Origin of the sequence: Paenibacillus sp. BR1-192, assembly GCF_029542445.1 — a bacterium.
Classification (GTDB): domain Bacteria; phylum Bacillota; class Bacilli; order Paenibacillales; family Paenibacillaceae; genus Paenibacillus_AQ; species Paenibacillus_AQ lautus_A.
Genome location: NZ_CP120718.1, coordinates 2,182,592 through 2,207,885, shown reverse-complemented (window position 1 = coordinate 2,207,885; position 25,294 = coordinate 2,182,592). Strand labels below are relative to the sequence as shown.

Sequence of the window (25,294 nt, the reverse complement as noted above, 5' to 3'; positions counted from 1 at the left end):
ATCCCCTTTAATCTTGGTTTTCTGCTGCTTTATCATAAGCGACGATGATTTTTTGTACTAAGGAATGACGTACAACATCCTGTTCGGCGAAATAGACGAATCCGACTTCCTCAATTCCGCTTAATATCGTTTTAGCTTCGATAAGTCCTGATTTTTTCCCCCGCGGCAGGTCAATCTGGGTCACGTCCCCTGTAATGACCATCTTCGAACCGAATCCGAGCCGTGTCAGAAACATCTTCATCTGTTCCGGCGTGGTGTTCTGTGCTTCATCCAAAATAATAAACGAGTCGTCCAGCGTCCGTCCGCGCATGTACGCGAGCGGCGCGATTTCGATCAACCCGCGCTCCAGCGCCTTGGCCGTTTGATCCGGGCCCATGACGTCGTATAAGGCATCGTACAAAGGTCTCAGATAAGGGTCAACCTTCTCTTGCAGGTCTCCGGGCAGGAAGCCCAGGCTCTCTCCGGCCTCCACCGCGGGCCTTGTCAGAATGATTCTTTTGACGGATCCTTCCTTGAGCGCGGCTACGGCAAGAACGACGGCCAAATAGGTCTTCCCTGTTCCGGCAGGACCGATGCCGAATACGATGTCCCGCTTCTTGATGGTGGTCACATAGTGCTTCTGACCGATGGTTTTTACTCGAATAGGCTTACCTTTGAAAGTTGTCGTAATCTCGCCCTTGTACAGATCCAGCAGCTGATCGGCTCTCAGATCCTTGGCAAGTTCTACAGCATAAAGAATATCACGCTCGGTCAAAATGTAGCCGTTGCGCACAAGCTGGAGCAGCACTTCAAACAGCTGCTGAAGACTCTCCACATTTCGATGTTGTCCCCGAATCGTGATGACGGCTTCCCGTGAATCGATCGTTGCAGGAATCTCTTTTTCGATTAATTTTAGAAATGTATCTTGTGGTCCGAATAAGGACAGACCTTCTGACGCGCTTTGAAGTAAAATTTGAATGCTGGTCGTTTGCTGTGACAAATAGCCTCATTCTCCTTGATCGTATACTATGGGAAGTTCTTTCGCGATGGTCTCTTCCACCTCAAAAAGCACTTTCATATAAACTTTACCATTCTCTTTCTTATCATGCAAAATTTTTTGGCTTACGAATCTTGAATCGGTCCCATATTTCGCCAAAATATCGCGGCGTGCCCCCTCGATTCCCTCTTTTTTGGCTTCATCCTCGGTAATGGTCCGCTGGACCTCGGTGACCTCCATGATTTTTTCCGTCATCCAGCCGAGCGGCAGCACGCGCGTCCTCCAAGTCAGCGGATCATAGAAGGTCAGGGTCTCCTGCTGCGAATACGGGATTTCCCCGTAGCCCCACAACTGAACGGCACGATCCCCGAACACGATATAGGAGCGCTTCTTTCCTTCGCCCGTATAGACCTTATGCGTTTTTACCAACGGAATTTCGATATCGTATTCATGCCATACCAGGCCTCTCACTTCCCCCTTGGCTACGACTCTTTCCGAGTTCTCCTCATCCCCAAGAACCCCGGAGATCAGAATGTCGCCCTTCTTCACCCGGCTGTTGATCCCTACTTTAGGAACCCCCTTCTCTGCGTACATGTGAGTAATTACCGCGTCCTGGGTACTGATCAGATGCCTTGGGCTCTGGAGCGGCGGTTTCTCCGGCACGGCTGCCTCGACGATCTGAATGCGTATGCGCGTCCCGTTGCGTTCCACCCCTACCCAAGAGGTTCCCGGAAGACGGACGGTCAAATTCCCGGACAGCTTGTCCATCGATTGCAGCTTAAATATCCATTGAAACGGATAAATGCCCTCCTGTTTGGCCGCATCCAGCACATCTTCCGACGCAATCGTTTCATTCCCCTCGACCTCCACGTTCCATACCATGGACGAAAGCGTCAGCAGGATCATAAAAAACGCAACGACGCCGATAACAAACGCTTTGCGTTTCAACAAACGTCGTGCTTGAAAAGGATAACCAAAACGCTCCTTGATGCGCGTACGGCAGCCTGTCCGTTTTAACAGCGGACGGAGCCCTTTGAAATCTTTCAGCAGCAGCTTAAACTCTGCTGAATGCGCCCCTGTCGGTGTTACATCCCAAACCGGGGTCCCGGCCTCCGCCAATGAATTGATGAATGCTTCCACATGCTCACCGCGAACGGCGAGCTTCAAATATCCTCGAAGATGGATCATCGTCGGAATCTTCACGGTTTCTCCCCCAATCCTATGTATTGAATATTATGAATGGTGCCAATGATGGTCACTTCATGGCTTTGAATGGCCTGAATCGCAAGCCCGGTCCCGGAAATCTCCAAAGAACCCTGCGTTAATGACAACACAAGTCGTTCCTCGGAAAAATGCCGGACTCCGCGATGGTTTTCGATATGCAGCTCTTTATTGCCAATCAGGGTCAACCGCGGTAAATCAAATAACAGGTCCTGTGGCAAATCAAGCATTTCTTGGGTCCATTTCTGCAGCTTGCGGCTGATGCGGGACATATGGAGACTTTCCCCCTTCCTGTACTGTACACCTTATGCCCCAGGTAGCCGTTTTATGAGATGAAAAGTAAAAAGACCGCCCCGTCAAAAATCTGACGAGGCGGTCTCCCGCTTCTATGAATCTAAGAATCTATGAATCGCAGCTAATTTCTTAAAACTTACCCTAACCTATGGCACTGAACACCTCAGACGCGCCGCCGTTTACCGACGAGGATTCATGGAGCGTTTGGCGCGCGGGGGACCCAATATCTCAGCCCACACAATGCCGTTTCGAGCCTGTTCAGCAAGAACCGATCGGCCATTCTTGCCCTGTTCCTGATCCTCGTCGTGAATTTCGACAACGGTTTCCGGTATATCGAGTGTCATCCGATTCAGATGGGAGTGGATCCGGTCCAGATCCCTCTGCATCATCTCGATTCGATGATCCATACTGTCGTGGCTCGAACTCATTTCAAGCCTTCGTTTCATTCGGTCAATCTCTTGATGCTCAAGAGAATATCCGTTTCCGGTATCCGCTTCTTCCTCATCGATCCTGTCGATCCGGGGGCTTTCCTGAACAGGTGCCGGACGGGAGACTTGCGGAGCGGTCTGTACCCGTCTTGCTTCAGGCCGCTGTGGCCGCTGCTGTCCCGGTCTTGCAGGACGGTCCCCTTCGCCGCCGAAGGATGGCATACGGGGGTTTTTCCCGTCCTCAGCGTTCTTGCCGCGCTTTCCGAGGGCGGAGATGATGAAGAAGCCTATAACAGCTACAATGTAAAAATTTTCGATTAACCAGCTCACTATAGGCTCACCTCATCGTGGTTACTTGGTTTTGTTGTCTCCGGAGTTGTCATTGTTCTCACCCATCTTACCGAAGGAACCTCTCATTTGCGTATCGGCTTCGATATTCTTCAGGTTCATATAATCCATCACGCCCAGCTGGCCGCTGCGAAGCGCTTCGGCCATCGCCAGCGGAACTTGGGATTCCGATTCCACCACGCGCGCTCTCATTTCCACGACGCGGGCCTTCATCTCCTGCTCTTGCGCTACCGCCATGGCACGGCGCTCTTCCGCCTTCGCTTGGGCAATGCGCTTGTCGGCTTCCGCCTGTTCGGTCTGCAGGTAAGCACCGATGTTTTTGCCTACGTCGACGTCCGCGATATCGATGGACAGGATTTCAAACGCAGTCCCAGCATCCAAACCTTTGGAAAGCACGGTTCTTGAGATCGAATCCGGATTCTCCAGCACGTCTTTATGGGAATTACTTGAACCGACCGTGGTTACGATACCTTCGCCGACACGGGCGATGATCGTTTCTTCCCCTGCGCCCCCGACCAAACGGTCGATGTTGGCGCGCACGGTCACGCGGGCTTTAACCTTCACTTCAATACCGTCTCTCGCCACGGCTGCCACGACCGGCGTCTCGATCACGCGCGGGTTAACGCTCATTTGAACCGCCTGCAGAACATCGCGCCCGGCAAGATCAATCGCCGCAGCTCTTTCAAACTCAAGCGGTATGTTCGCGCGCTGGGCTGCAATCAAGGCGTTGACCACCCGGTCTACGTTACCTCCGGCGAGATAGTGACTCTCCAGCTGGTTGATATTAAGACCAAGTCCTGCCTTTGTGGCCTTGATGAGCGGATTCACGATCCGGCTTGGCGTTACGCGCCGCAGGCGCATGGCCACCAATGTAATAATCCCGATGCGCACGCCGGAAGCGAGCGCCGAGATCCAGAGCATTAACGGGAAGAAACTGAAAAACACGCTAAGCAGGATAATCGCGACAACCCCGATTAGAAGAATCGGTACCAAAGAACCATCCAATTCCATTATTCGTTTACCCTCCAATATTGAATATTTGCCTTCATCACGCAGAACGTTTAAACACGGGCTCTTTTAATACTACACAATTCCGCGCAGAGGTTCACCCTTTTTCTTCCTCTACCACAATTCGGGTACCGTCCGTCTTGATGACGCGGACCGGTCGGCCGGAATCGATGAATCCGCCAAGGGTAACCACATCAAGGCGCCGTCCCTCAAGTTCCATCGTTCCAGCCGGCCGAAGCGGCGTAATCGAAGTTCCGACCAGGCCGATCAGTACATCCCGGTCTTCATTCGGAATATACCCTTGTTCCTTCGATAAGCTGTCGCTGAGTATGAACTTTCGCCATACTCCCCGTTCCTTGAATACGAGGGCAACCACAATGATGGCCACCAGGGCCGATGCCGCTGCAACCCCAAGGGACAGAGCAACATGAGAGGTGCTATAGGCCGCCATGACGACGCCGGCAATCAAGCTGGCTGAGCCTATGATGCCCAGTATCCCGAAGCTTGGCACAAACAGCTCCATCGCCAGCATCACGATACCGATCACAAACAGCAGCCAGGTCTCCCAACCGGCAAATCCGGCCACCTGGTTGCCGAAGAAATAGAGCACGAATGCAACCACGCCAAGAATCCCCGGCACGCCAAAGCCTGGAACGATGACTTCGATAATCACACCGGCGATACCGATGAACAACAGCAGTGTCATAACCCCGGGATGCGTAAGAAATGTAGCCAGCTTCTCCGAGAACGTCGGCTCCATCCGGAATACGTCCTGCGTGGAGTAGTCCATCCATGTGATGACCTCTTCGGTGCTGTTCGCAATCGTGTCTGCGTAACCTGTCTTCAGCGCTTCATCATGCGTCAAGGATATAATCTCTCCGGGCTGCTTTGTCAAACCGATTTCAGGCATATCGACCTTCAGATTGATATCTGCCATGCCCATCGCGATTTCTTTGTTTCGACCACCCGCCTCGGCAGCTCCTGCCATCTTGCTCTTCCACCAGGAAACCAGCTTGGCATCTTCGATCCGATTGCCTCTGGCATCCACCATATAAGCCGCGCCGATCATGCTGCCCTCGGACATGGCAATCTTGTCTGCATTGAGTGCGATGTAACTGCCGGCCGATGCCGCATCGCCCGTAATGTAAGCCACGATCGGAATCTCGCTGTCCTTCATCAAGGTAGCAATTTCACCCGCTTGGTCGACAAGACCGCCCGGCGTATCGATTTCCAGGACGATCAGTCCTGCCGCCATCTCTTTGGCTTCCTTGAATCCGCGTTCCATAAAGCTGGTTAAGCCGCGTTCGATCGGCTGCTTCACCGGAATGACGTACACCGACCCGATGTTAGCCGCCATCGCCGATTTCATAGGTGCTGCATACATTCCGATCGATATCAGCATCATCACGACCGCTGCCGTTAATGTCAGGAATCTGCGCATCCACAACTTTCTACTCATCTTTTCCCCTCCTTTTCGACTTAATTCGGCCACCTCTACCTTCATTTCGACAAAACAGGTTCAGCGGCCTGCCTCTTGCATAAGCATATGTATCTACTTGCACCCATATGGTAGTTATTACGAATCAGAAACGATTTCGTTTCAAAAAGTATGCCCATCCATGGAAAAAACCATCGATCAAGGCGCTCGGCTTCTCCAAGCCCTGCTCCTTCACGACAAAGAAAAAACACCCCTTGAGAAAACAAGGGGTGTTTCACTTATGTTGTTACAGAAATTGTTGAACAACTTGATTGACAAGCTTTCCGTCTGCACGCCCTTTAACTTTCGGCATGAGAGCGCTCATTACTTTACCCATCTCGGCTTTTGAAGAAGCACCGGTTTCCTGGATGGTCTGCTGTACAATGACTTTAATTTCTTCTTCAGTAAGCTGTTCCGGGAGGTAGGCGCTAAGGAGCTCAATTTCTGCTTTTGCATCGGCGGCAAGATCGTCGCGTCCCGCTTTTTCAAATTCTTGGAGGGCATCTTTGCGCTGTTTGATTTCACGACTAAAAATATCAAGCACTTCGTTGTCATCCAAACTTCGTTTCAAATCTATTTCAAGATTTTTTATCGTCGAACGAACCATTCGAATCGTTGAGAGTTTGAACTTGTCCTTACTCTTCATCGCTTGCTTCATATCTTCGTTCAATCGTTCGCTAAGATTCATGCTAGTTCAGATCCTCCTAAAACTTTCTCTTACGAGCAGCCTCGGACTTTTTCTTGCGCTTTACGCTTGGCTTTTCATAATGCTTGCGTTTCTTCACTTCAGCCAATACGCCATCTTTAGCAATGGAACGCTTGAAGCGACGAAGTGCAGCATCAATTGTCTCGTTTTTGCGAACTTTAGTTTCAGACACCAGTTTTCCCTCCCTCCGACCAGACCGTCCAAGAGCATTAACACGGTTCATCAAACTTCATTATAGGGCAAACCGAAATAGGGTGTCAACCTTGGGCGTTTAATTTACGATAGTCCGTGCAATGGAAACACCCCCGCGGCGGCCATGCGCTGCGAGGCTGATATATTTCTTCCTATGCAAGAAATTATGTATGAGCCGGGGAAATGCCGGTTAATGCGCCTAAGCGGCGGCCGCCCATCAGGTGATAGTGCACGTGGAACACCGTTTGTTCCCCATCGCGACCACAGTTGTTGATTAACCGATAACCGCTCTCCGCAATGCCCAGCTTGGCCGCGGCCTCTTTAGCCGCTTTGTGCATCTCGCCAATCAACAGCAGGTCCTCATCCCCAATATCGTTCATGGAAGCGATATGCTTCTTCGGAATGATCAAGACATGAACCGGCGCTTCCGGGTTGATGTTTTGAAATACGAGCACCTTATCATTCTCGAGTATCTTCGTGGAAGGAAGCTCACCTTCTACGATTTTACAAAAAACACAATCCATTCGCGGTTACCCCTTTCATACGTTTACATGCTTTTATCATATAAGAAAACGGGCAGTGCGTCCAATCAATGGAAGATGATCCATATAAAAAAAAGAGAAGCACCCCTGGAACGCAGCTGTCCAGTAAGGAGGCGCTTCATCACGAGAGCAAGGGAAAAGAAAGGAATCTCTCATGATCAAGCGCCAGCCCGGTGCTTCTTCTATATGTCGGCTTATCTGTACTATAACAGCGCCTTGTTGCTGTTTCCGTGATTTAAATCACACCGCCTTATGTTTTGCGGCTACATCGATTCGATTGCAATCCGGGATCCCGCTCCCGCCTGTTCCGCCGGCTGCACCACCAGCTTGCGCGGCAGGCGGGCCCGAAGCTCGGGCACATGGCTGATGATGCCGACGGTTAGCTTATCGGTATGGAGGCGCTCAAGCGCGGTGATGACCGTCTCCAGCAGCTCCGGATCCAGCGTGCCGAACCCTTCGTCGAGGAAAAAGAATTGCAGCGGATATTGCCCGCGCAGCTGGATTTGGGCGGAGAGCGCCAAAGCCAAGGCCAATGAGGTGAGGAACGTCTCGCCGCCGGATAAAGTGGATACCGGACGCCGGACGCCGCCGTTGGCATCGTCACGAATGACAAAGCCTCCGCCGGAATCCACCTCAAGCGAGTAGCGCTGCTTGGTCAAATAGCGAAGACGCTGGGAGGCCGACTGGCTCACCTGCATCAGCTGTTCTTCCGCAATATATTCAACAAACGCGTTGCCGCGCAAGCAGGACTGCAATTTGGACAAGCGTTCGCTCTCTCGCTGGAGGTTTAGGCGCCGCTCTTCCAATTCCATGAACCGGACGTGACGCTGGTTCAGGTCTTCCAAATCCCGCTCCGCCCGGGCTCTCGCCTGCAGCGCTTCCTCGTCGGTTGCACGGGCCGCCTGAAGCTCGGCTGTACACCGTTCCCAGTCCTCTTCTTGGAACGGGCGGGTGCCAAGCTTCAGCTCGACGTCGCGAAGCCTCAGCGTCCATTCCCGCTGCCCGTCCCGATGCGCTTTTACGAGCTGGGCACATCGTTCGCTTTCTTCCGGGGTCAAGCAGGCTTCCATGACGGCATGCTCCGTAGCGAACGGAGAGGCGGCCAGCTGGTTCTCCCAGGCAAGCTTGGCAGCCACGTGCTGCTCCTGCGCGGCTCTTTCCGCCTGTTCCGCAAGCGCCGCTTCCTTGGCTGCATGCCGAGCCGCCTCCTCTGCCTTCCTGCATTCACTCCTGGCTTGTTCCGCGGACTCCTTCAGCAGCTTCATCCTGGTCCTGCACTCGCCCAGCATTTCCTCGGCCGACCGGTCTCCGATCCAAGCCTGAAGCCGCTCTTCTTTATCCTTCAGGCCATCCGCCTTTCCTTCCCGTTGCGCATCCCATTGAATCTGCAGCTTTTCGAGCTCAAGCAGCTGCTGCTCCAAGCGGAGGACGGCCTCCTTTTTCTCTTCGATGAATGGAACGCTGCGCTCGAGCCCTTCCTTAATCGATTCGGATTCCGCGTCCTTCTCCTGCATGAGCTGAAAACGGGCAGCTGCCTCTTCCAAAGGAAATTCCGGCTTGCTTTCCTGCCAGGAAGCCAAAATGTCCGCAGCTTCGGTTTCCAACCCGGCTAACTGATCCCGCATCTGGTGCTCTGCCGCTTGTCCATTCTCCAGCGCGGCGCTCTGTTTCATCAGCTCCTGCCGACATGCCAGGAGACTCTGCTGCACCTTGGAAACTTCCGCTCGGCATTGTCCGATGGCAGCAGCTTGAGCATCAGCCGCTTCTATGAGCCAGGCTGTATCCGAAGCAAGCTTTTCCGCGTCGTACGGTCCTTCAGCGACAGGCATGGCGGATACCGCGGCTTCCATCGATCCGCTCTGCCTGAAGGAAATCGCGTCAATCAATTCGCCGTCTGCGAAAGTGCCGATCTGCGAACGCGATTGACTCGCCAGCGACTCCGCTCCGTTATGCTGCCCCCGCAGGGTCAGTCTGGCTTCCTGGATTTGATGCGTGATCCGCGTCAGCCGGTCCATGCCCTCATCCAAAGTCTCTTCAGGCTGTCCTGCCGAAACGGCCGGTTGCGGATGATGCTGACTTCCGCACACGGGACATGGCTCGCCTGCCCGGAGCTCGGCGGCCAGCGAAAGGGACAGCGCATGAAGCTGTCTGTCCCGAAGCGATCGGCTCATCGCCTGGCTTACCTCGACTGCGGCGGCGGCGATCCGATCGGCAATTGCCGATGCTTCGGCTGCGTCACGCTGCAAGCTGTCAGCCTGCATGGAGAGCTGTATGTAGTCGCGCTGCAGCTCCTGCTCCTGCTTCTGCATGGTACCCAATCTGGCCTCGAGCTCCTTCAGCTTGCCCTCCTGCGATTTCAGTTCGAGCTCGGACTTGTGCTTCTGCCTTCGGACAGCCTCAAGCGCTTGAACCTTCTGCATCGCCAAATGAAGCGCCTGGCGCTCCCCTGAGCGGGTCTCCAGCCCTTTCAGCTTGCCCTGCAGCTCCTCCTGCCGCCTGCGGCCTCGTTCGAGCAGCTCCTGCTCCTTATGCAGCAGTGCCGTTACCCCTTCGCGCTCTTGGCGCGCTTTCGTTCGCTGCGCATCCAGCTTGGCCAGTTCTTCCCGTAATGCATCGCGTTCCCGCTGCAATATAACGGCCTGCTCCAGCTGCTGCTCCCGAAGCACCAGCTTCGGTTCCTCGGCCCGAAGCGCATCCTGGGCGGCTTCATCCGCCTTCACCGCCTGCTCGGCCGCCTGCTGGGCGGACGCGGCTTGCGCCAGGAGCCCTTCGGCAATCCGCCGCCGCTGATCCCATGCCTTGCCGGATTCGCGCCATGCCTCGAGCGCGGGGAGAACGGCGGCCGCAGCCCCTGTCAGCTCAAGGCGGCGTTCCAACCGCTGCATCTCTTCCTCATGCGGGGCAAGCTCGTCCAGCTTCCCCTGCAGCCGCCGCTTTTCCATATCCAGCTCGCGAATTTTTCCCATAGCTTCATGGGCTTCCATGGCGGCTTGGAGTTGATTGCGGGATAACGCCGCGTGTTTCTTGGCATGTTCCAGCACCGCAGTCGCTTCCGCCAAAGCATCCTTGCCTGCACTTCCAAGACCCTGCTGTTCCGCTTCGACCGATTTCAGAGAACCCTCCGTATCCTTAACACGGCGGCTGAGCTTGATCGCAAGCTGATCCCCGTACCGTTCCAAATGGAACAGCCGCTGCAGCATCTGCCGGCGTTCGCTCCCCTTCAGGGAAAGGAATTCGGCGAACTTTCCCTGTGGAAGCACGACCGCCCGGGTAAAATCGTCCATTTTGAGCCCGATTTTCTCTTCGACGCAGCGGGTGACCTCGGCCAATTTATCCGCCACCACCTGATCCCCTTCGGGGGTAACGCGAATGAAACGGCTCACCGTATTGCTGATGGAAAGCTCGTTTACCCGTTTGAACCTGCGCTCTACCCGGTATCGCTCCAGCCCGGCCGCGGAAGACAACTCAAACGTAAAGGAGACGGACAGACCGTCCTCCGAGTGGTTCATGATGCCCTGGGTTCCGTTAACCGCGCGCTCCACTTTTCCGTACATGGCTAAGGTAATCGCATCCAGCAGCGTGGATTTCCCGCTGCCCGTCGGTCCGAAAATACCGAAGAGCCCGGTTTCGCACAACGTTTCGAAATCAATCTCCTGCGTGCTTCGGTAGCTCTGCAGTCCGGATAACTTCAACAAAATCGGCTTCATTCTAAGACTTCACCTCCGTGCCGTCAGACTCAGACTCCTCTTCCTCAACCAGCTCCAGAAACAAATCGACCAGGTGATCCTCAGGCTCAGCTCCCCCGGTTTGCCGTTGGTAGAACTTTCGGAACAGGTCCGGCAGCGGCAGCCTTGAGCGCTCGCTCTCCAGCTCCAACGCTTCCATCTCCGGGTATACCGGACGAATGTGGACGATGCCGTCCCTGCTCTTGCGCAGCCGCTGAATATCGGCAAGCCCCATGGCCTCCGTTAAGGATACCTCCAGATCAATGAAAGCCTCGGGATCGCGCCCCTCATCCAGCCAGCGGTAGACTTCATCCAAGCCGCCTTTGGCCTTCCATCGGACAAGCGGGCGGCCGCTGCTGAGAAACAGCTCCTCAATCACGGGAGCTCCTCCCGGCGATACGTCAACCATGGTCACCGATTTCGCCTGTCCCGCTTCCGAGAAGCTGTAGGCCAGCGGGGATCCGCTGTAGCGGATCATCCCCTCCCCTTTCACAGCCTGGGAACGATGCAGGTGACCCAGCGCCGTATAGGCAGCGCCGACAGCGAGTGCCGACGGATCAACCGTGTACGCTCCCCCGACTTGAATCGGACGCTCGGAATCGCTCTCGACGCCGCCAAGAACATAGATATGGCTCATCGCCAGATTGACCGTCTGCGGAGAAAATTCCCTTGCCATCATCCTCATCAGTTTTCCGACTCTCTCGCTGTAGGCGCGGCGAAGCTGATCCTCATCCCCGTCGACCGATAACAGCTCGTTGAGCCTGGCCTCTGACGGGTAGGGCAGAGCTGCGATCTTGGCCGTTTCTCCGGTACGGGCTGCGGCAACCGTTACCGCATCGGCGATAGGTGTCCCTATCAGCGTGATGCCTCTGGCTGCAACAAGCGGCGTAACCGATGCAACCCGTTCCGGCTGATCATGGTTGCCTGCAATGACCACCATGGGGCGGCCTCCCTCCGTAAGTCTGGCGGCCGCTTCGTAGAACAACTGCTCGGCTGACGCAGGCGGATTGACGGAATCATAAACATCCCCCGCCATGAGGATCAGGTCCGCCTGCTGATCGTCCGCCAGCTTAACCAGCTCATCCAGAAAGCGCTCCTGCTCGGCCAGCCGGCTTCGGCCTTCGAGCGTGCGCCCCAGATGCCAGTCCCCGGTATGCAAAATACGCATCGATAATCTCCTCTCCCGCTTCAAACGTCTAACAAAACATAACTTACCGAAAGGTTATACCTGTACGGCATGTCCCCCATCAAAAAAGTACAGCCATTTCTCATGCACAGGCTCGCCTAAAATATCCTCCAAAGCCTTTGCATACAGGTCCAGCTGAAAACGATACTGGTCAGCCAAGGCCGCCAGGCCGCCGCGATGCTCCAGCACCCGGTCGGTCTTATAATCAAGCAGCACAAGATGGCCGTTATGCCTGAACATGCAGTCCACAACCCCTTGGATCAGCACCGTTTCGTCCCGAAGCAGCTCCATCGCGGGCAAGCCCTGAGCCGTGTGTTCCGAAATCGGGTCCAGAAAAGCCAGACCCTGATAAGCTTCTGCCGCTGGGAGCGCATAGGAAAACGGCATCTCGCGCCAGACATCCTCTGCTGACAGCACCCGCTTTCCAAGGTCGCAAGCAAAAAGGCTGCTGATCTCCGTTGCTTCCACCGCGGAAGCCTGCTCACCGGTGATGATCTCCTTTTCCACCAGGTAACGGATGGTTTCTTCGATCTCCGCTGTCGGTTCTAGCCGTTGAAGCGGCAGATGCTGCATGATGGTATGATAGACGGTTCCCCGCTCGGCGGGCGTCAGCTTCGTGGACTCCATAAATTTCGGCCGCCGCAGGCTCAGCGTGAAGGAAGTGCTTGCGTCTATACGTTCCCTGCTCTGGCGTTTCACGGCCCGTTCCTCCAGCAAATCCAAGGAGGGGCTGTCCTGTAGGGCAAGCAGCTTTTTCATCTCCGTTACGGACGTTTTGGCCGATATTTGACTGACCGCTTCATAACGATAATTCCACGACAACCGCTGATCGATGGAAGCCCGCTGAACATCCGTCCCCCCTTTTTCCGCTTCGGCAATCGCAGATTCCGGGACAGGCTCGAGCCTGCGCAGGGCATTCAGCTTCGTCATCCGATTTTCGCTGTCCGCCTGAACGTCATCGCTCATGCCGGTCATGCCCTGCGCCAGGGATTCCGGCGTTTCAATCGAGAATATCCATTGCGATCGGTCTGCCGCTAACGCGCGCGAGCTCGTCTCTTCCGGCAATCCCGCCTGTCCGCGGAGCGGACCCGCAGACGGATGCCGTATCACGGCCGGACCGATCCAATCCAGGTAGCTCCGTCCCCGGGCAAGGACGTAATCCGGCAGAAGCTGCTCCGGGTTAAAATCGGCCTGTGCCCAAGCGGACACCTTTTTCGGCAAATCCTTCACCGTGCCGACCAGGATCATCTTCTCTTTCGGCCTTGTAAGCGCAACGTAGAGCACCCGCATCTCCTCGGCCAGCAGCTCCAGCTGCGATCTGCGCCGAATCGCCAGGTTTGGCAGCGTCGGGTAGCTTACGCGCATGCCTTCATCCACGAACTTCGGTCCGAAGCCAAGCTCCTTATGCATCAGGAAGGGGGCGTTCAAATCCTGCTGGTTGAAATTTTTGGACAATCCCGCCACGAACACGACCGGAAACTCCAGGCCCTTGCTCTTGTGAATGGTCATCAGGCGCACCGCGTTGCCCTGGCTTTCCGTGCCTCCGGCCGTGCCAAGATCCCCGCCGCGCTCGCGGAGACGCGAGATAAAGGTCAGAAAACGGAAGAGCCCTCTCGAGGCTGTGTCCTGTTCATACTTCACGGCCCGGTCATATAGGGCGGTCAGATTGCCCTGACGCTGCTTGCCGCCGGGCAAGCCGCCAACCCAATCCAAATATCCGGTTTCGCTGTAAATCCCCCAGATCAGATCGCTCAGGCTTCCCTGACGCGCTTCCTGCCGCCAGCGCTGCAGCCGATCCATAAACAATCCAAGTTTGGCGCCAAGCTCCGCCGATATTTCGATAGCATGGCCCTCCGCCGTTAGCGGGGCATCCGAAAGATGGCTGCCTGCTACGAGCTCATGACCGGCGGCGGCTTCGGCCAGGCCTTCCAGTCCTGCGCCCGGCGTCCATTTTCCGTCGACGAAGCCCATAGGGCGTGCCGGATCCATGACCGGCGGCGCGACGCTTAACGAGACCGCCGCCTTCAGCGCATCGTAATAAGTCCCTTTCGCGCACAGGCGAACCTGTGCCATCTCTTCCTCGGATAATCCAAGAATGGGCGAGCGCAATACCGAAGCCAAAGGAATGTCCTGCCGCGGATTATCGATCACCTGCAGCAGCGATAAGATGATCTCCACTTCCGTAGCCTGAAAGTATCCCTTGTTCTGCTCGCCGAATGCCGGTATTCCCTCCTGCCTTAACTCCTCAATAATTAACGGTGCCCAAACCATGGCGGAGCGCAGCAAAATGACCATGTCTCCATACCCTGCGGGCCGCATCGTTTTCAACCCTTTATCGTAAACCATGAGCGGCTTTCCGCTTTCGCCTGTCATTTCGCGGATTTTGCGTGCGATGGCGCGGGCTTCCAGCTGGGCGGTTTCCATTTCGAGCGCCTCAGCCTCAAGCTGAATCCCGTCCTCTTCGGAAGCCGATTCATCGGACTGCTCCTCCGGACCTTTTCCGGCACGGTCGATCAGCAGCATTTCGGGCATGTAGGGATTCGCGCCTCCGTTCGTTTCCTGTTCCGGAAAGGAAGCTCCGCATACAAGCTCGGCCCGTTCATCATAGGCAATCTCGGCTACCGATTCGTTCATGATCTGCCGGAACAGCAAATTGACGGCGTCCACCACTTCCATCCGGCTGCGGAAATTACGGGCCAGATCAATACGGATGCCCGTTTGGGACGTGCCTGTCTCGGAAGAAAACGTCTTGTACTTATCGAGAAACAGTCCCGGTTCCGCCAGACGGAACCGATAAATACTCTGCTTCACGTCGCCGACCATAAACCGGTTGCCCGGCATCTCCCGGGAAATCAATCGTACGATGTCTTCCTGCACGCTGTTCGTATCTTGATATTCGTCCAGCAGCACTTCATCAAACTGCTCGCGGTATTCCATCGCCGCATCGGAAGGCATCATATGTCCCGGCACGGAATCGGGATGGCGAAGTATATGGAGGCAGTAATGCTCAAGGTCGTTAAAGTCGACCATGCCTTTGGCCGCCTTGGCCTCCCGGTATCGCTCACCAAACGCGATCACCGTCTCGGCCAGCTCCATCATCAGCGGCGCTGCCGTGTGAAGCTCCCGCAAAAACTCCGATGCCGGACGGCCGAACAATGCATTTTTCAGCTCATTTACGATTTTCTTCACGTTGTCGCGCAGTTCCTTGACCTGCTCCTGCAGCTCCGGCAGCACCTCATCCTTACGAACGGATTTGAGTTTGCCGAAAGACGCCTCGCGGAAAATGCCGTACAACGATTCCCACGGCGAAGTATCGATGGCCTCCAGCAGGGAAGCCACCAGCCGCAAGTCCTCATCGAGATTGTCCGTATACGGTGTTGGCCCTCCCGGCTGCATGGCAATGGCCTTGGCTTGCTGCAGCAGCCCTGCCGCTCCGTTCAGAGCCAGGCGTGCATCCGCCAAGATGCTCTGGACCCATGGCGTGTTACCAAGGGCTTCCGTATCGGCCACCTGAAAGCCGGCGGCTGTCTCCCTAAGCCAGTGTGACGGCCATGAATGGCTGCGGGAGAAATCGTATAGACGCTGCACGAGACGGTACAGCGCATCGTCCGTTCGCTCGCCGCTGAACCAGTCCGCCAAGCGCAGAAACCGGCTTTCCCGGTCCCCCTCCGCCTCTCCGTATTTCTCTTCGAACAACTCCTCCAGCATATCCTGCCGCATTAAATCCGCCTCATGTTCGTTCAGGATGCGGAATCCCGGATCCAGCGGTATTAACTGATAATATCGCCGAATGACTTCCATGCAGAAGGAGTGCAGCGTTGTAATCGACGCTCTGCCAAGCAAAGCGAGCTGACGCCGGATATGCTCATTGTCCGGATCCCGGTCCAGCTCACGGTCCAGCGCTTCCCGGATCCGTCCCCGCATTTCGGCAGCGGCGGCTTTCGTAAAGGTAGCCACAAGCAGCCGATCTACGCTGAACCCTGCGGCATCGTCCAGGATTTTGCGAATGATCCGTTCAACCAGCACGGCGGTTTTCCCCGAACCTGCCGCAGCTGCAACCAGCATATCGTCGCCCGACAGCGCAATGGCTTTCCACTGGTCGTCGCTCCACATGCTTCCCTCGGGTTTTGCTATCATCTCTCTCACCGGCTCTCTCCTCCCTTCGGATGTCCAAGCATATCCCACACCTGATCTTTGCCCGGTTTGCCCAGCAGCTGGTATTCGCTGCCCTCAATCGCATCGTCGAACTGACATACGGGCCGGAAAGAACAGAACGTGCAGGCGGTCTCCTGCTGTATACGGTACGGTTTAATCGCGACATCGCCGCCTGTGATGCGGGAGCCGATGTTCAGCATGTTCTCCCGCACGGCGGACAACAAGGTCTCCCACTGGTCAGGCGTTGCCACGGCCGCGCTGCTGTAGAAGCTGCCGTCCGTTTTGACGGCGACGGGCAGGATGGCAGAGTGCCCCTTTTCAAGGAACGAATCCATGAGGGACACCGCTTCGCGGTCTGCCAGGAGCAGGCCTTTCATTTTGTAGCGCTTGAGCAGCTCCTCCGCCGCCTGCTCCGGCGTCATGCCGTTGGCGGACTGCAATACCGGATCATGCACGTGGAAGTACAAGGTTCCCGCAGGCAGGGCCTGCTCGCCCAGCCATTCCTCCGCAAACGTCAGCAGCACGTCCAGATAGGTCAGCATCTGCAGGGATAGGCCGTAATAGACCTCATGCAGCCGCAGATCCTTCTGGCTCGATTTATAATCGATGACTCGAAGCATGATGCCATGCTCCCCTCGAGCCATGTCGACCCGGTCTATGCGCCCGACAATCTCCATCTTGGTCCCGTTCGGCAATTCAAACGCCAGGGGTGGCAGCGGCTTTCCGGGACCGAAATCAAGCTCAAGGCCGATCGGCTCGAATTTGCCGCGCCTCGCCTGCTCTCCCAATATGACCGACGCTCTGCCCACGATGTTTTTAAGCTTTCGCGAAATATAGCCGTACCGCTTGGAGCTGAGCAGGATTTCACCCTGCAGCATGGGCGCCAGCCGATCCACGGTCGCTTCCGCTTCGCGCAGGCATTCCTCGGCGGTCAGGTCTCCCCAGCTTCGATGCTGCGATTGGAACTTGACGGCCATGCTGCTCAAGGCAGCATGGAACAGCTGTCCGATGTCGGGAGCCTGAAGCCTGTACAGCTGCCGCTCTCTCAGCTTCAACCCATGGGAGGCAAAATGGGAGAACGGGCAGGCAACAAAGCGCTCCATCCGGGATACGCTTGTCCGCAGCTTCGTTCCGTACAACTGTCTGCTGGTTTCCAGCTTGAGAGGCCGGGCTTCATTCCGGTAAGACAAGGAGGAGAGCATGGTCGTAAGGCGGGGCCGCAAACCCGGCTGCTCCGCATACCAGTTGTAAACATGCCACCACAAATCCGGGATCTCCTCCCCATTCCTCCAGTCGCGAAACCGGCCCGCTAAATAAGCAAGCGTCTTGTCTGGACGGACCGCATAACCCTCCTGCTCAAGGGCCGATTGCCCGGCATGCGGCCTTGGAAACAAAGGCTCCTCTTCCAGCTGGAACATCAGCTTCAGATGCCGCACCACCTCGGATGGCAGTAACGGCTTGCCTTCCTCATCCGCCGCAGGGTAGCTGACCCACAGCTGTTTGCTGGCCGAAGTCAGCGCATTATAGATCAGAAACCGTTCATCCAGCAGTCTTCGGGATATGCTCGGGGCAAGCTCCAGCCCGCGGTCTTCAAGATGAACCCGTTCCGGCTCCGTCAGGATGCCGTCATCCTGGAACTGGGCCGGGAGCACGCCGTCGTTAATGCCGAGAAGGAATGCATATTTCACCCCGCCCGTCCGCGTCCGGTCCATGCTGCCGATGAGCACCTGGTCCAGAGACGGAGGCACAAGAGCCATTTTCATTTCCGTAAGTCCCGTACCCAGCACGCCGGTAAACAATTCGGTGCTTAGCTTCTCCGCGCCCATCATCTCGACGATTTGGTCGAGCAAGCCGAGCACGGCACCCCATACCTGGCGATGTTCCCGGGCTTCCTCAGGACGCCCGGCATCCAGTGCGGCCCGGCTTAACAGCTCCAGCTTCTCGGGCACAGCGCACTCCTCCAGCAGCCGATAGACCGCGGTGCTCTGATCCATCGCGCTCGCAGCCTTTTTCATCCGCTTCTCGAACGCATGCAGCGGTTCCGTTATCACCTTCCTAGCGTACTCGATCGCCGCCATGCCGTCCTGATTGCGGATCTCGCTTTCCCCCTCTTCTAAAGAAAGGCTTGGAACTCCCTTCCAGGGACGGCCGTCCGTCCAGCGCGTGCCCTGGATTCCGGAGGCCAGCACATGGTTCTCCAGACGGTCCATGTCCTCGCGGGTAAGCGAACCGTCCAGCGGCAGCAGCAGATCCGTCTTCACGCAGCGGAATACGTCCTCATAACGCCACCGGCGACCGATGACATCAAGCGCAGAGCGAATGAACTCGACCAGCGGATGGTGAAGCTCGCTCCGCTTCTGATCGAGAAAATAAGGAACGCCGTATTCCCTGAACAAAGGACCCATCAGATGCTCATAGTCCCCCATATTCCGGACAAAAACAGCCATTTCGCGGTATCTTGCCCCTTCCTCCTGTGCCAGCCGCAGCATTTCGCGCAGAGCTCCTTCGATTTCGGCCCGGCGATGGCTGGCAGCGTGTAAAAGCAGACCTTTCCCCCCGCGGTTTGGACTGCTCGCTGTGTCCGGGCCTTCATCCGGTTCCGCCCAGCGTCTCTTCCGATCATAACCGCGCTCAAGATGGGCAAGCATGGGAGATTCCTGAAACCGCGGCAGAACATCGGGATGAAGAATGCGGTGCTCCGCCTCCAGCCCGATCTCATCGATAATCCCTTTGAGCTTTATGTACGTCACCGCAGTAGGATGAAAGAGATCCAGCTCATGCGGAACCGTCCCGTTCCTGTAAGGCTTGTCCAGCGTCAGCGCGATCGTGACTCGCTTGGCGTGTGCGATGATCTCCCGCAGCACCCGGTACTCCTGCGGCGTAAAGCCGTGGAAGCCGTCGATCCAGATGTCGGCACGCTTGATATATTCCGATTCGGCCACACCCTCAGCCAATGAGGCCAGCGTGTCTTCCTCATCCATGTAAAACCGTGAAATTTCAAGCTCGAAATCGCGAAAGACCGTTACGATGTCCTCCAGCTTCCGCCGCAGCATCGGTGAATTCCCGGAGCCCGATACCATCTGTCCCAGCTGCTCCTCCACGCATGAGGCGTCAATGCAATAGCGCTTCATTTCCGTGTACAGCTCGCTCAGCTTGCCGACAAAGCCATGCTGCTCTCCCGAGGCGCCGAACATGTGGAGCTCTTCCTTGCGCCTCCGCAGAATTTTATACAGCAGCATCCGCTTGCCTTCCTCGCTGATCGCCACTTTAGCGGCTCCGCCGGTTTCCTGCATGACGCGGTAAGCCAGACGGCGGAAGCTTAGCACCTGCGCGCGCATCATGCCGCGAATGCCTCCCGCATTGACGAGCGCGTGCTCCGCTTCATAGGACCCTTGCTCCGGAACGATCAGGATCATCGGATCCCCCTTGGGATTATGCTCCAACCGTTCGATCATCTCTTGGCGGATCGACGTGCTCTTGCCGCTGCCCGACCTGCCGATAACAAATTGAACGCCCATGCTATGCCTCCTTTACATCTTGCCGAAAGAGACTCATTCACCTTCAAAACCAGCTGCTGATCCGGTGAAATCATGCCCTTTGAATCTAGTAGTTCAAGATCAAAAATGTATGTCAAATCTTGCGTGATGGTTCGACTCTATCAAAAAGATGCTGATTACTAGTATAACATAAGTCCTGATTGGTGGAACATACGTTTGGATTTCATTCCCATTCCCAACGATTTCGGACATATGAAAAAGGACCCTGCCATCGTGGTTATCCACCATTGCAAGATCCTCTACATGAACCGCCAAGCTGGGGTGTTTACAGTTTTGATTTGCTGCGCACTTCAAAGACGGCGAATTTCAAATAATGTCCCTCGTCGACCCCAAGAATTTGCGGATGGTCCTTGCCGGCCGCACGCCATTCCACCAATCTCAGAATTTTGCCGGCATCCTTCGCCGCATCCTGGATCGTCTCCAGGAACAAATCCGGCCGCATATGGTACGAGCAGCTTGCCGTAACCAGATATCCGCCCTCGTTGACCAGCTTCATGCCGTGGAGGTTGATGTCCTTGTACCCGCGGCAAGCCCCCTTGACGGCCGACCTGGTTTTGGCAAACGCCGGCGGGTCCAGAATGACCACGTCCCAGGATCGCCCCCCGCCCGCGGTCAACGGTTTCGAGGTATCCACTTTCTGATCCCCTTGGGCGCGCAGCTCGCGCTCTTCCAAACCCTTTACCTGGCTGCGCAAATATTGGAAGGCGTCATCCACCACAAATTCCACGCGATCCTGGAATCCGTTCAATTCCACGTTCTCTTTGGCACTTTCGATGGCATGCTCCGATATGTCGAGGCAGGTGACTTTCTTGGCGCCGTACTTGCATGCATGCAGCGTGAAGCTGCCCGTATGCGAAAAGCATTCCAACACCGTTGCGCCGTCCCAATACGGGAACGTAACTTCTTTTCCGCTTTTGTTCACCGGCAGGGTCTTCGTCTCACCTTCCCGCTCCACGGCCTGAAGCGTAATCCCGCTCCGGCTTCCCCAACCGGTCATTAACGGTTTGATGGATGCCCGGTTCTCCCGCTGATCAAAGAAATATCCGGTCTTCTGACCCTCTTCGATATCCACTTTGATCTTCAAGCCGTTCTCCGTCACGACGACGTGACGGGGACACTCCCCGTAAAGAGTTCCCTTGCGCTGTTCCAGCCCTTCCAGTTCCCGGATGGAAACGTCGCTGCGCTCGTAAATTCCTTTCGGCTGTACCACTTCGACAAGCGCGTCCACGATGTCCGCACGGCATCGGTCCATGCCCAGCGTCAGTAGCTGCACGACCAGCACGTCGGCAAAACGGTCCACGATCAGCCCCGGCAGGAAATCAGCCTCGCCGTATACCAGCCGGTAAGCATTCTCGTCTCCGATAAACCGCTCCCGGTGTTTCAGGCATTCCTGGAATCTGGCTGCGAAAAAAGCCTTGTCCATCGCCTCGACCGGTTCATACGAAACGGTGCGCACGGTGATTTGTGATAACTGATTGTAATACCCGGAGGCAAGAAAACGGCCTTGGTGATTGAACACCGATACGATATCGCCCGGCTCGGGCTCGCCCTCGACAGAAGCAATCTCGCTTTTATACACCCAAGGGTGCCCCTGCTCCAGTCTCTTTTTTCGACTGCGCTCCAAAATAACCGATGGCACTGAATTTCACTCCTTAAAGTTATCCTCTGGTTTATTGCAATAGGCATGCATGTCCGCCAAGGGTCATATACGTAATTAAGAAAAACGTCGACCGACGTGCTTTCACAGTTACCCGACCGCGTGAAGAGATCGTTTTCTTGCGATGACCGATGACTTTCGGCTTTGCTGGAAACTGCGCTCCCACCTTATTTTACAAAAAGGAGAACATCATGCTATCCACGCTCTGGTTTCCCGTCTGCTATGGTCTTGTCCTGTTCCTGTTCGGCATGAAGGTCATGGAGGTCGCCCTCCAGCGCTGGGCCGGACCGCTCTTGCATAAGTGGCTCCACAAAGCGACATCCACGCCCCTGAAAGGCATGGTTGCCAGCACGGCGGTTACGGCCCTGCTGCAGAGCAGCACCGCCGTAACCGTGCTGGCGATAGGCTTTGCCAATGCCGGATTGTTAAGCCTGTCCGGTACCTTGGGCGTTATTCTCGGCACGAACATCGGCACGACGGTAACCACCGAACTCATCAGCCTGCAGATCGGACAAGCCGCCATGCCTCTGCTTGTCCTCTCGCTGATGCTGTGGGTCGGAGCCGTTCTTGTCAGCGAGCGCGTACCTGCGAGTCACGACAAGTTAAAAAACCAATTGATCCGCAGCCAATTTTTATGCCTTGCTGTCGCCGGATTTTCGCTGGTGCTGCTCGCGATACAAATCATGCAATCCATTGGGCCGACCCTTCAAAGCCTCGGTTTGTTCCAATGGTTCCTTGACTACGCCTCGCAAAGCGTCCTCTGGGGCATTGCAGCCGGTGCGATCCTGACGGCTTTGATGCACAGCAGTGCCGCCGTCATCGCCATGGCTATGGGGCTCGCCGCCAGCGGAGCGCTGCCTCCCGAGATCGGCGTCGCGATCGTCCTGGGCTCCAATGTCGGTACCTGCGTGACGGCGCTCATCGCGGCGATTGGCAGCAGCCGCGCCGGACGATTCGTGGCTTGGTCCCATTTGGGGCTTAATATCGGCGGAGTCCTGCTCTTCATTCCGTTCACAGCGGGATTAACCGCCGTATCCGGATGGTTAGCCGCAGATCCGGCCGGACAAATCGCCCATGCGCAAACCCTGTTTAACATCGCATGCTCGCTGATCGCGCTTCCTCTATGCTATCTGCCTTTCTGGAACAAGCGGTTGCCGTCCTAGAATTTCATATCTTCATCCGCCGGAATAGCGACTTCAAGCAGCATCAGCGCTTTACGCAGGATGATATCGTTGTTATTGTACCCGTTGCTCCGCTGCTTCCTCCATGCGGCAAGAGGCTCGAACCAGTCCACCCCGTTGATTTCCTCGATTTGGGGTTTTAGGATGCCTCCTTCCGCCTTAACGAGGTAGTAGTGAACTTCCTTGTCGACCAGGCCGAATTCGGGATGATGGTATTTATATGCAATAATGTCCACTGGAGAAGTGATGGATCCGACTATACCTGTCTCCTCGCGTATTTCTCGGAGAGCCGTCTGCTCGACGGTTTCACCGGCTTCCATCTTGCCTTTGGGAAGCGAGGTTTTTCCATAACGGTCCAAGATGAGCTGGATCTGAAGCGCCCCTTCAAGATAACGGTATACAACGCCGCCCGCGGAAATTTGTGTATATGCCATGTCCTGTTCCTCCTTCATGTACAACAAGGACTCCACTTCCGGTAGCCAGGAAATGAAATCCTTGTCTGGTATGGCCGCTATGGAATATTACTGGGCAGCTGCCTTTAATCCATGATCCATGACGCTGAGGAGTTCGCCCTCGCATTCATTTACACCGGCTTTGGTTACTTTTACGCGGCACAGCTTGCCTTCGAGATCAGGCGATCCGTTGAATACAAGCTGCAGGTAATTATCGCTGTACCCCTGCATCTTTCCGCCATTAGGGGCTCCCTTGTATTCACGCTCGGGTATCACTTCCAGAACCTGGCCCACAAAACGTTCGGCATAAGCCAGCTGGAGCTGCTCCGACAAGTCGATCAGTTCGTGCACACGCGCATTCTTCACTTCCTCGTCCACCTGATCCTCCATTCGTGCCGCCGGCGTGCCGGTACGCTTCGAATACGGGAATACATGCATTTCCGAGAATTGAATCGCCTTCATCAGGTCATATCCGTTCCGGAACATCTCATCCGTTTCGCCAGGGAAGCCGACGATGACGTCCGTCGTAATGCCCACATCCGGCATCGCTTGACGAATCAGGCCCATCTTGTTATAGAATTCTTCCGTCGTATATTTACGGCGCATCCGTTTCAGTACCGTATCATCCCCCGCTTGGAGCGGAATGTGAAGATGGCGGCACATTTTACTGGAGCGGTTCAGCACGTCCAACATCTTCTCATCGATCTGGCTTGCTTCAATGGAGCTGATGCGGATCCGTTCCAAACCGTCAACCCGGTCAAGGTCCCACAGCAGATCGGACAATCTGTAATCCTCGAGATCATCCCCATATCCGCCGGTGTGGATACCGGTCAGCACGATTTCCTTATAACCCGCTCCGACCAGCTGATGCGCCTGCTTGATGATGCTCTTCGGATCACGGCTTCGCGACAAACCGCGGGACCAAGGGATGATGCAGAACGTGCAGAAGTTGTTGCATCCGTCCTGAATTTTCAGAAATGCGCGAGTACGTTCCGCGAAATCCGGTACGTCCATTTCCTCGAATACCCGGGTCTTCATGATATTGCGCACGGCGTTAATCGGCTGGCGCGTCTTTTCGATGTCATGAATGAAATCCATGATTTTCTCGCGATCCTGGTTCCCGATGACGAGATCCACGCCCGGGATATCCAGAATTTCCGCCGGCGAGGTTTGGGCATAACAGCCCGTTACGGCCACGATCGCCTCGGGATTTCGGCGAACCGCGCGCCGGATCATCTGGCGGCTCTTCTTATCCCCTGTGTTGGTAACGTGGCAGGTGTTAATCAAATAAACATCAGCGGTTTGTTCGAAGTCCACCTGGTCGTAGCCTTCATTCTTGAAGTATTGCCAGATGGCCTCGGTATCGTAAAAATTGACTTTGCAACCCAACGTATAAAACGCTACGGATGGCATGTTCAAACGCCCCCCATTTCTCCAGATTCGTATAGTGCGCAGGCCAGCGCCGTCATGCCGGCGGTCTCGCAGCGAAGGATCCGCCTTCCGAGTCCCACGGCTACGGCTCCCGCAGCTTCGGCCGCTCGGCATTCCTCTTCCGTAAAGCCGCCCTCGGGCCCAACGACCAGCAGCAAGCTGGCAGGCTTGGCCGATTCACGCAGCGCCTGCTCTGCAAAAGGCTTCAGCACGTCCCTCAGCTGGGAACCCTGCTCTTTTTCATAACAAAAATATACGGCATCATAGCCGGAAAACGCTGCAAGCAGATTTTTCCACGTCAGAGGCTGTTCAACAGACGGAATCCGGTTGCGATGCGCCTGTTCAGCCGCCTCCTTCGCGATTTTGCGCCAGCGCTCCAGCCGCTTCCCTTCCTTTTTGGCATCGTACTGAACGATCGTTCTTTCCGACAGGAAGGGAACAAAGGACACCGCGCCGATCTCGGTGCACTTTTGTATGACGGTCTCCATCTTGTCGCCTTTCGGCAAACTCTGAGCAATGCTCACTTGCAGACGCGGTTCCTGCGACATCTCCATGGGTTCAATCACAACGGCAAACACGCTGCCTGCATCGATGCGCTCAATCTCCATCAAGGCCTCGCGGGATACCCCGTCGCTCACGATCAATTTATCGCCAAGCCTGCCTCGCATGACCTTGGCAATATGACGGGCATCGTCGCCCGTAATCTCAACACGGTCTCCCTCGAACTGTACGGGAGTCACAAAATATCGCTGCATCTC

18 protein-coding genes are annotated in these 25,294 nt (G+C 55.7%); 1 reads left to right on the top strand and 17 read right to left on the bottom strand.

What is annotated here, in order from left to right; genetic code table 11:
* Positions 1-7: 7 nt before the first annotated feature.
* From P0X86_RS09465 to P0X86_RS09400, 14 genes are all read right to left on the bottom strand, one after another.
* Positions 8-979 carry a PhoH family protein gene (locus P0X86_RS09465; RefSeq protein WP_009590792.1) on the bottom strand — a complete coding sequence of 324 codons (972 nt, stop codon included), beginning with the start codon at positions 977-979 and terminating at the stop codon, positions 8-10.
* A gap of 6 nt (positions 980-985) precedes the next feature.
* On the bottom strand, positions 986-2,179 hold the full coding sequence (yqfD, locus tag P0X86_RS09460; protein WP_192569233.1) for a sporulation protein YqfD: 1,194 nt from the start codon (positions 2,177-2,179) through the stop codon (positions 986-988).
* On the bottom strand, positions 2,176-2,469 hold the full coding sequence (gene yqfC / locus P0X86_RS09455) for a sporulation protein YqfC (RefSeq protein WP_009590797.1): 294 nt from the start codon (positions 2,467-2,469) through the stop codon (positions 2,176-2,178). The genes yqfD and yqfC overlap by 4 nt, the downstream gene beginning before the upstream one ends.
* A 201-nt stretch (positions 2,470-2,670) precedes the next feature.
* On the bottom strand, positions 2,671-3,249 hold the full coding sequence (locus P0X86_RS09450; RefSeq protein WP_036666065.1) for a single stranded DNA-binding domain-containing protein: 579 nt from the start codon (positions 3,247-3,249) through the stop codon (positions 2,671-2,673).
* Between the two features lie 21 nt (positions 3,250-3,270).
* Entirely contained in the window at positions 3,271-4,278 is a 1,008-nt protein-coding gene (gene floA / locus P0X86_RS09445) for a flotillin-like protein FloA (protein WP_036666067.1), read from the bottom strand.
* Between the two features lie 94 nt (positions 4,279-4,372).
* A complete protein-coding gene (locus P0X86_RS09440) occupies positions 4,373-5,734 on the bottom strand; it encodes an NfeD family protein (protein WP_277748367.1) in 1,362 nt (453 codons plus the stop codon).
* Between the two features lie 265 nt (positions 5,735-5,999).
* Positions 6,000-6,440, bottom strand: coding sequence for a GatB/YqeY domain-containing protein (locus P0X86_RS09435; RefSeq protein ID WP_006209020.1), 441 nt, complete (start codon positions 6,438-6,440; stop codon positions 6,000-6,002).
* Positions 6,441-6,456: 16 nt separating this feature from the next.
* Positions 6,457-6,630, bottom strand: coding sequence for a 30S ribosomal protein S21 (gene rpsU, locus P0X86_RS09430; protein ID WP_005547957.1), 174 nt, complete (start codon positions 6,628-6,630; stop codon positions 6,457-6,459).
* Positions 6,631-6,814: 184 nt separating this feature from the next.
* Positions 6,815-7,174, bottom strand: a complete 360-nt coding sequence (locus tag P0X86_RS09425) for a histidine triad nucleotide-binding protein (protein ID WP_015734194.1) — start codon at positions 7,172-7,174, stop codon at positions 6,815-6,817.
* Positions 7,175-7,455: 281 nt separating this feature from the next.
* Complete coding sequence (locus tag P0X86_RS09420) at positions 7,456-10,899, bottom strand: AAA family ATPase (RefSeq protein WP_277748366.1); 3,444 nt, start codon at positions 10,897-10,899, stop codon at positions 7,456-7,458.
* A gap of 1 nt (position 10,900) precedes the next feature.
* Entirely contained in the window at positions 10,901-12,085 is a 1,185-nt protein-coding gene (locus P0X86_RS09415; protein WP_277748365.1) for an exonuclease SbcCD subunit D, read from the bottom strand.
* Positions 12,086-12,139: 54 nt separating this feature from the next.
* Complete coding sequence (gene addA / locus P0X86_RS09410) at positions 12,140-16,240, bottom strand: helicase-exonuclease AddAB subunit AddA (RefSeq protein WP_277749020.1); 4,101 nt, start codon at positions 16,238-16,240, stop codon at positions 12,140-12,142.
* Between the two features lie 5 nt (positions 16,241-16,245).
* Positions 16,246-19,776: a helicase-exonuclease AddAB subunit AddB gene (gene addB / locus P0X86_RS09405; RefSeq protein WP_277748364.1), complete on the bottom strand. Its 3,531-nt coding sequence runs from the start codon at positions 19,774-19,776 to the stop codon at positions 16,246-16,248.
* A gap of 304 nt (positions 19,777-20,080) precedes the next feature.
* Positions 20,081-21,454 (bottom strand): class I SAM-dependent rRNA methyltransferase, encoded by a 1,374-nt coding sequence (locus P0X86_RS09400; RefSeq protein WP_277748363.1) that lies wholly within the window; start codon positions 21,452-21,454, stop codon positions 20,081-20,083.
* Between the two features lie 209 nt (positions 21,455-21,663).
* Here P0X86_RS09400 and P0X86_RS09395 point away from each other — a divergent pair, with 209 nt between their 5' ends.
* Complete coding sequence (locus tag P0X86_RS09395) at positions 21,664-22,635, top strand: Na/Pi cotransporter family protein (RefSeq protein ID WP_096773036.1); 972 nt, start codon at positions 21,664-21,666, stop codon at positions 22,633-22,635.
* Here P0X86_RS09395 and P0X86_RS09390 read toward each other — a convergent pair.
* The 3 genes from P0X86_RS09390 to P0X86_RS09380 all read right to left on the bottom strand — a co-directional run bounded on the left by P0X86_RS09390 (position 22,632) and on the right by P0X86_RS09380 (position 25,291).
* Positions 22,632-23,087 carry an NUDIX hydrolase gene (locus P0X86_RS09390; RefSeq protein WP_277748362.1) on the bottom strand — a complete coding sequence of 152 codons (456 nt, stop codon included), beginning with the start codon at positions 23,085-23,087 and terminating at the stop codon, positions 22,632-22,634. The genes P0X86_RS09395 and P0X86_RS09390 overlap by 4 nt on opposite strands.
* A gap of 87 nt (positions 23,088-23,174) precedes the next feature.
* Positions 23,175-24,518, bottom strand: a complete 1,344-nt coding sequence (gene mtaB / locus P0X86_RS09385) for a tRNA (N(6)-L-threonylcarbamoyladenosine(37)-C(2))-methylthiotransferase MtaB (protein ID WP_096773034.1) — start codon at positions 24,516-24,518, stop codon at positions 23,175-23,177.
* A 2-nt stretch (positions 24,519-24,520) separates the two neighbouring features.
* Complete coding sequence (locus P0X86_RS09380) at positions 24,521-25,291, bottom strand: RsmE family RNA methyltransferase (RefSeq protein WP_277748361.1); 771 nt, start codon at positions 25,289-25,291, stop codon at positions 24,521-24,523.
* Positions 25,292-25,294: the final 3 nt, after the last annotated feature.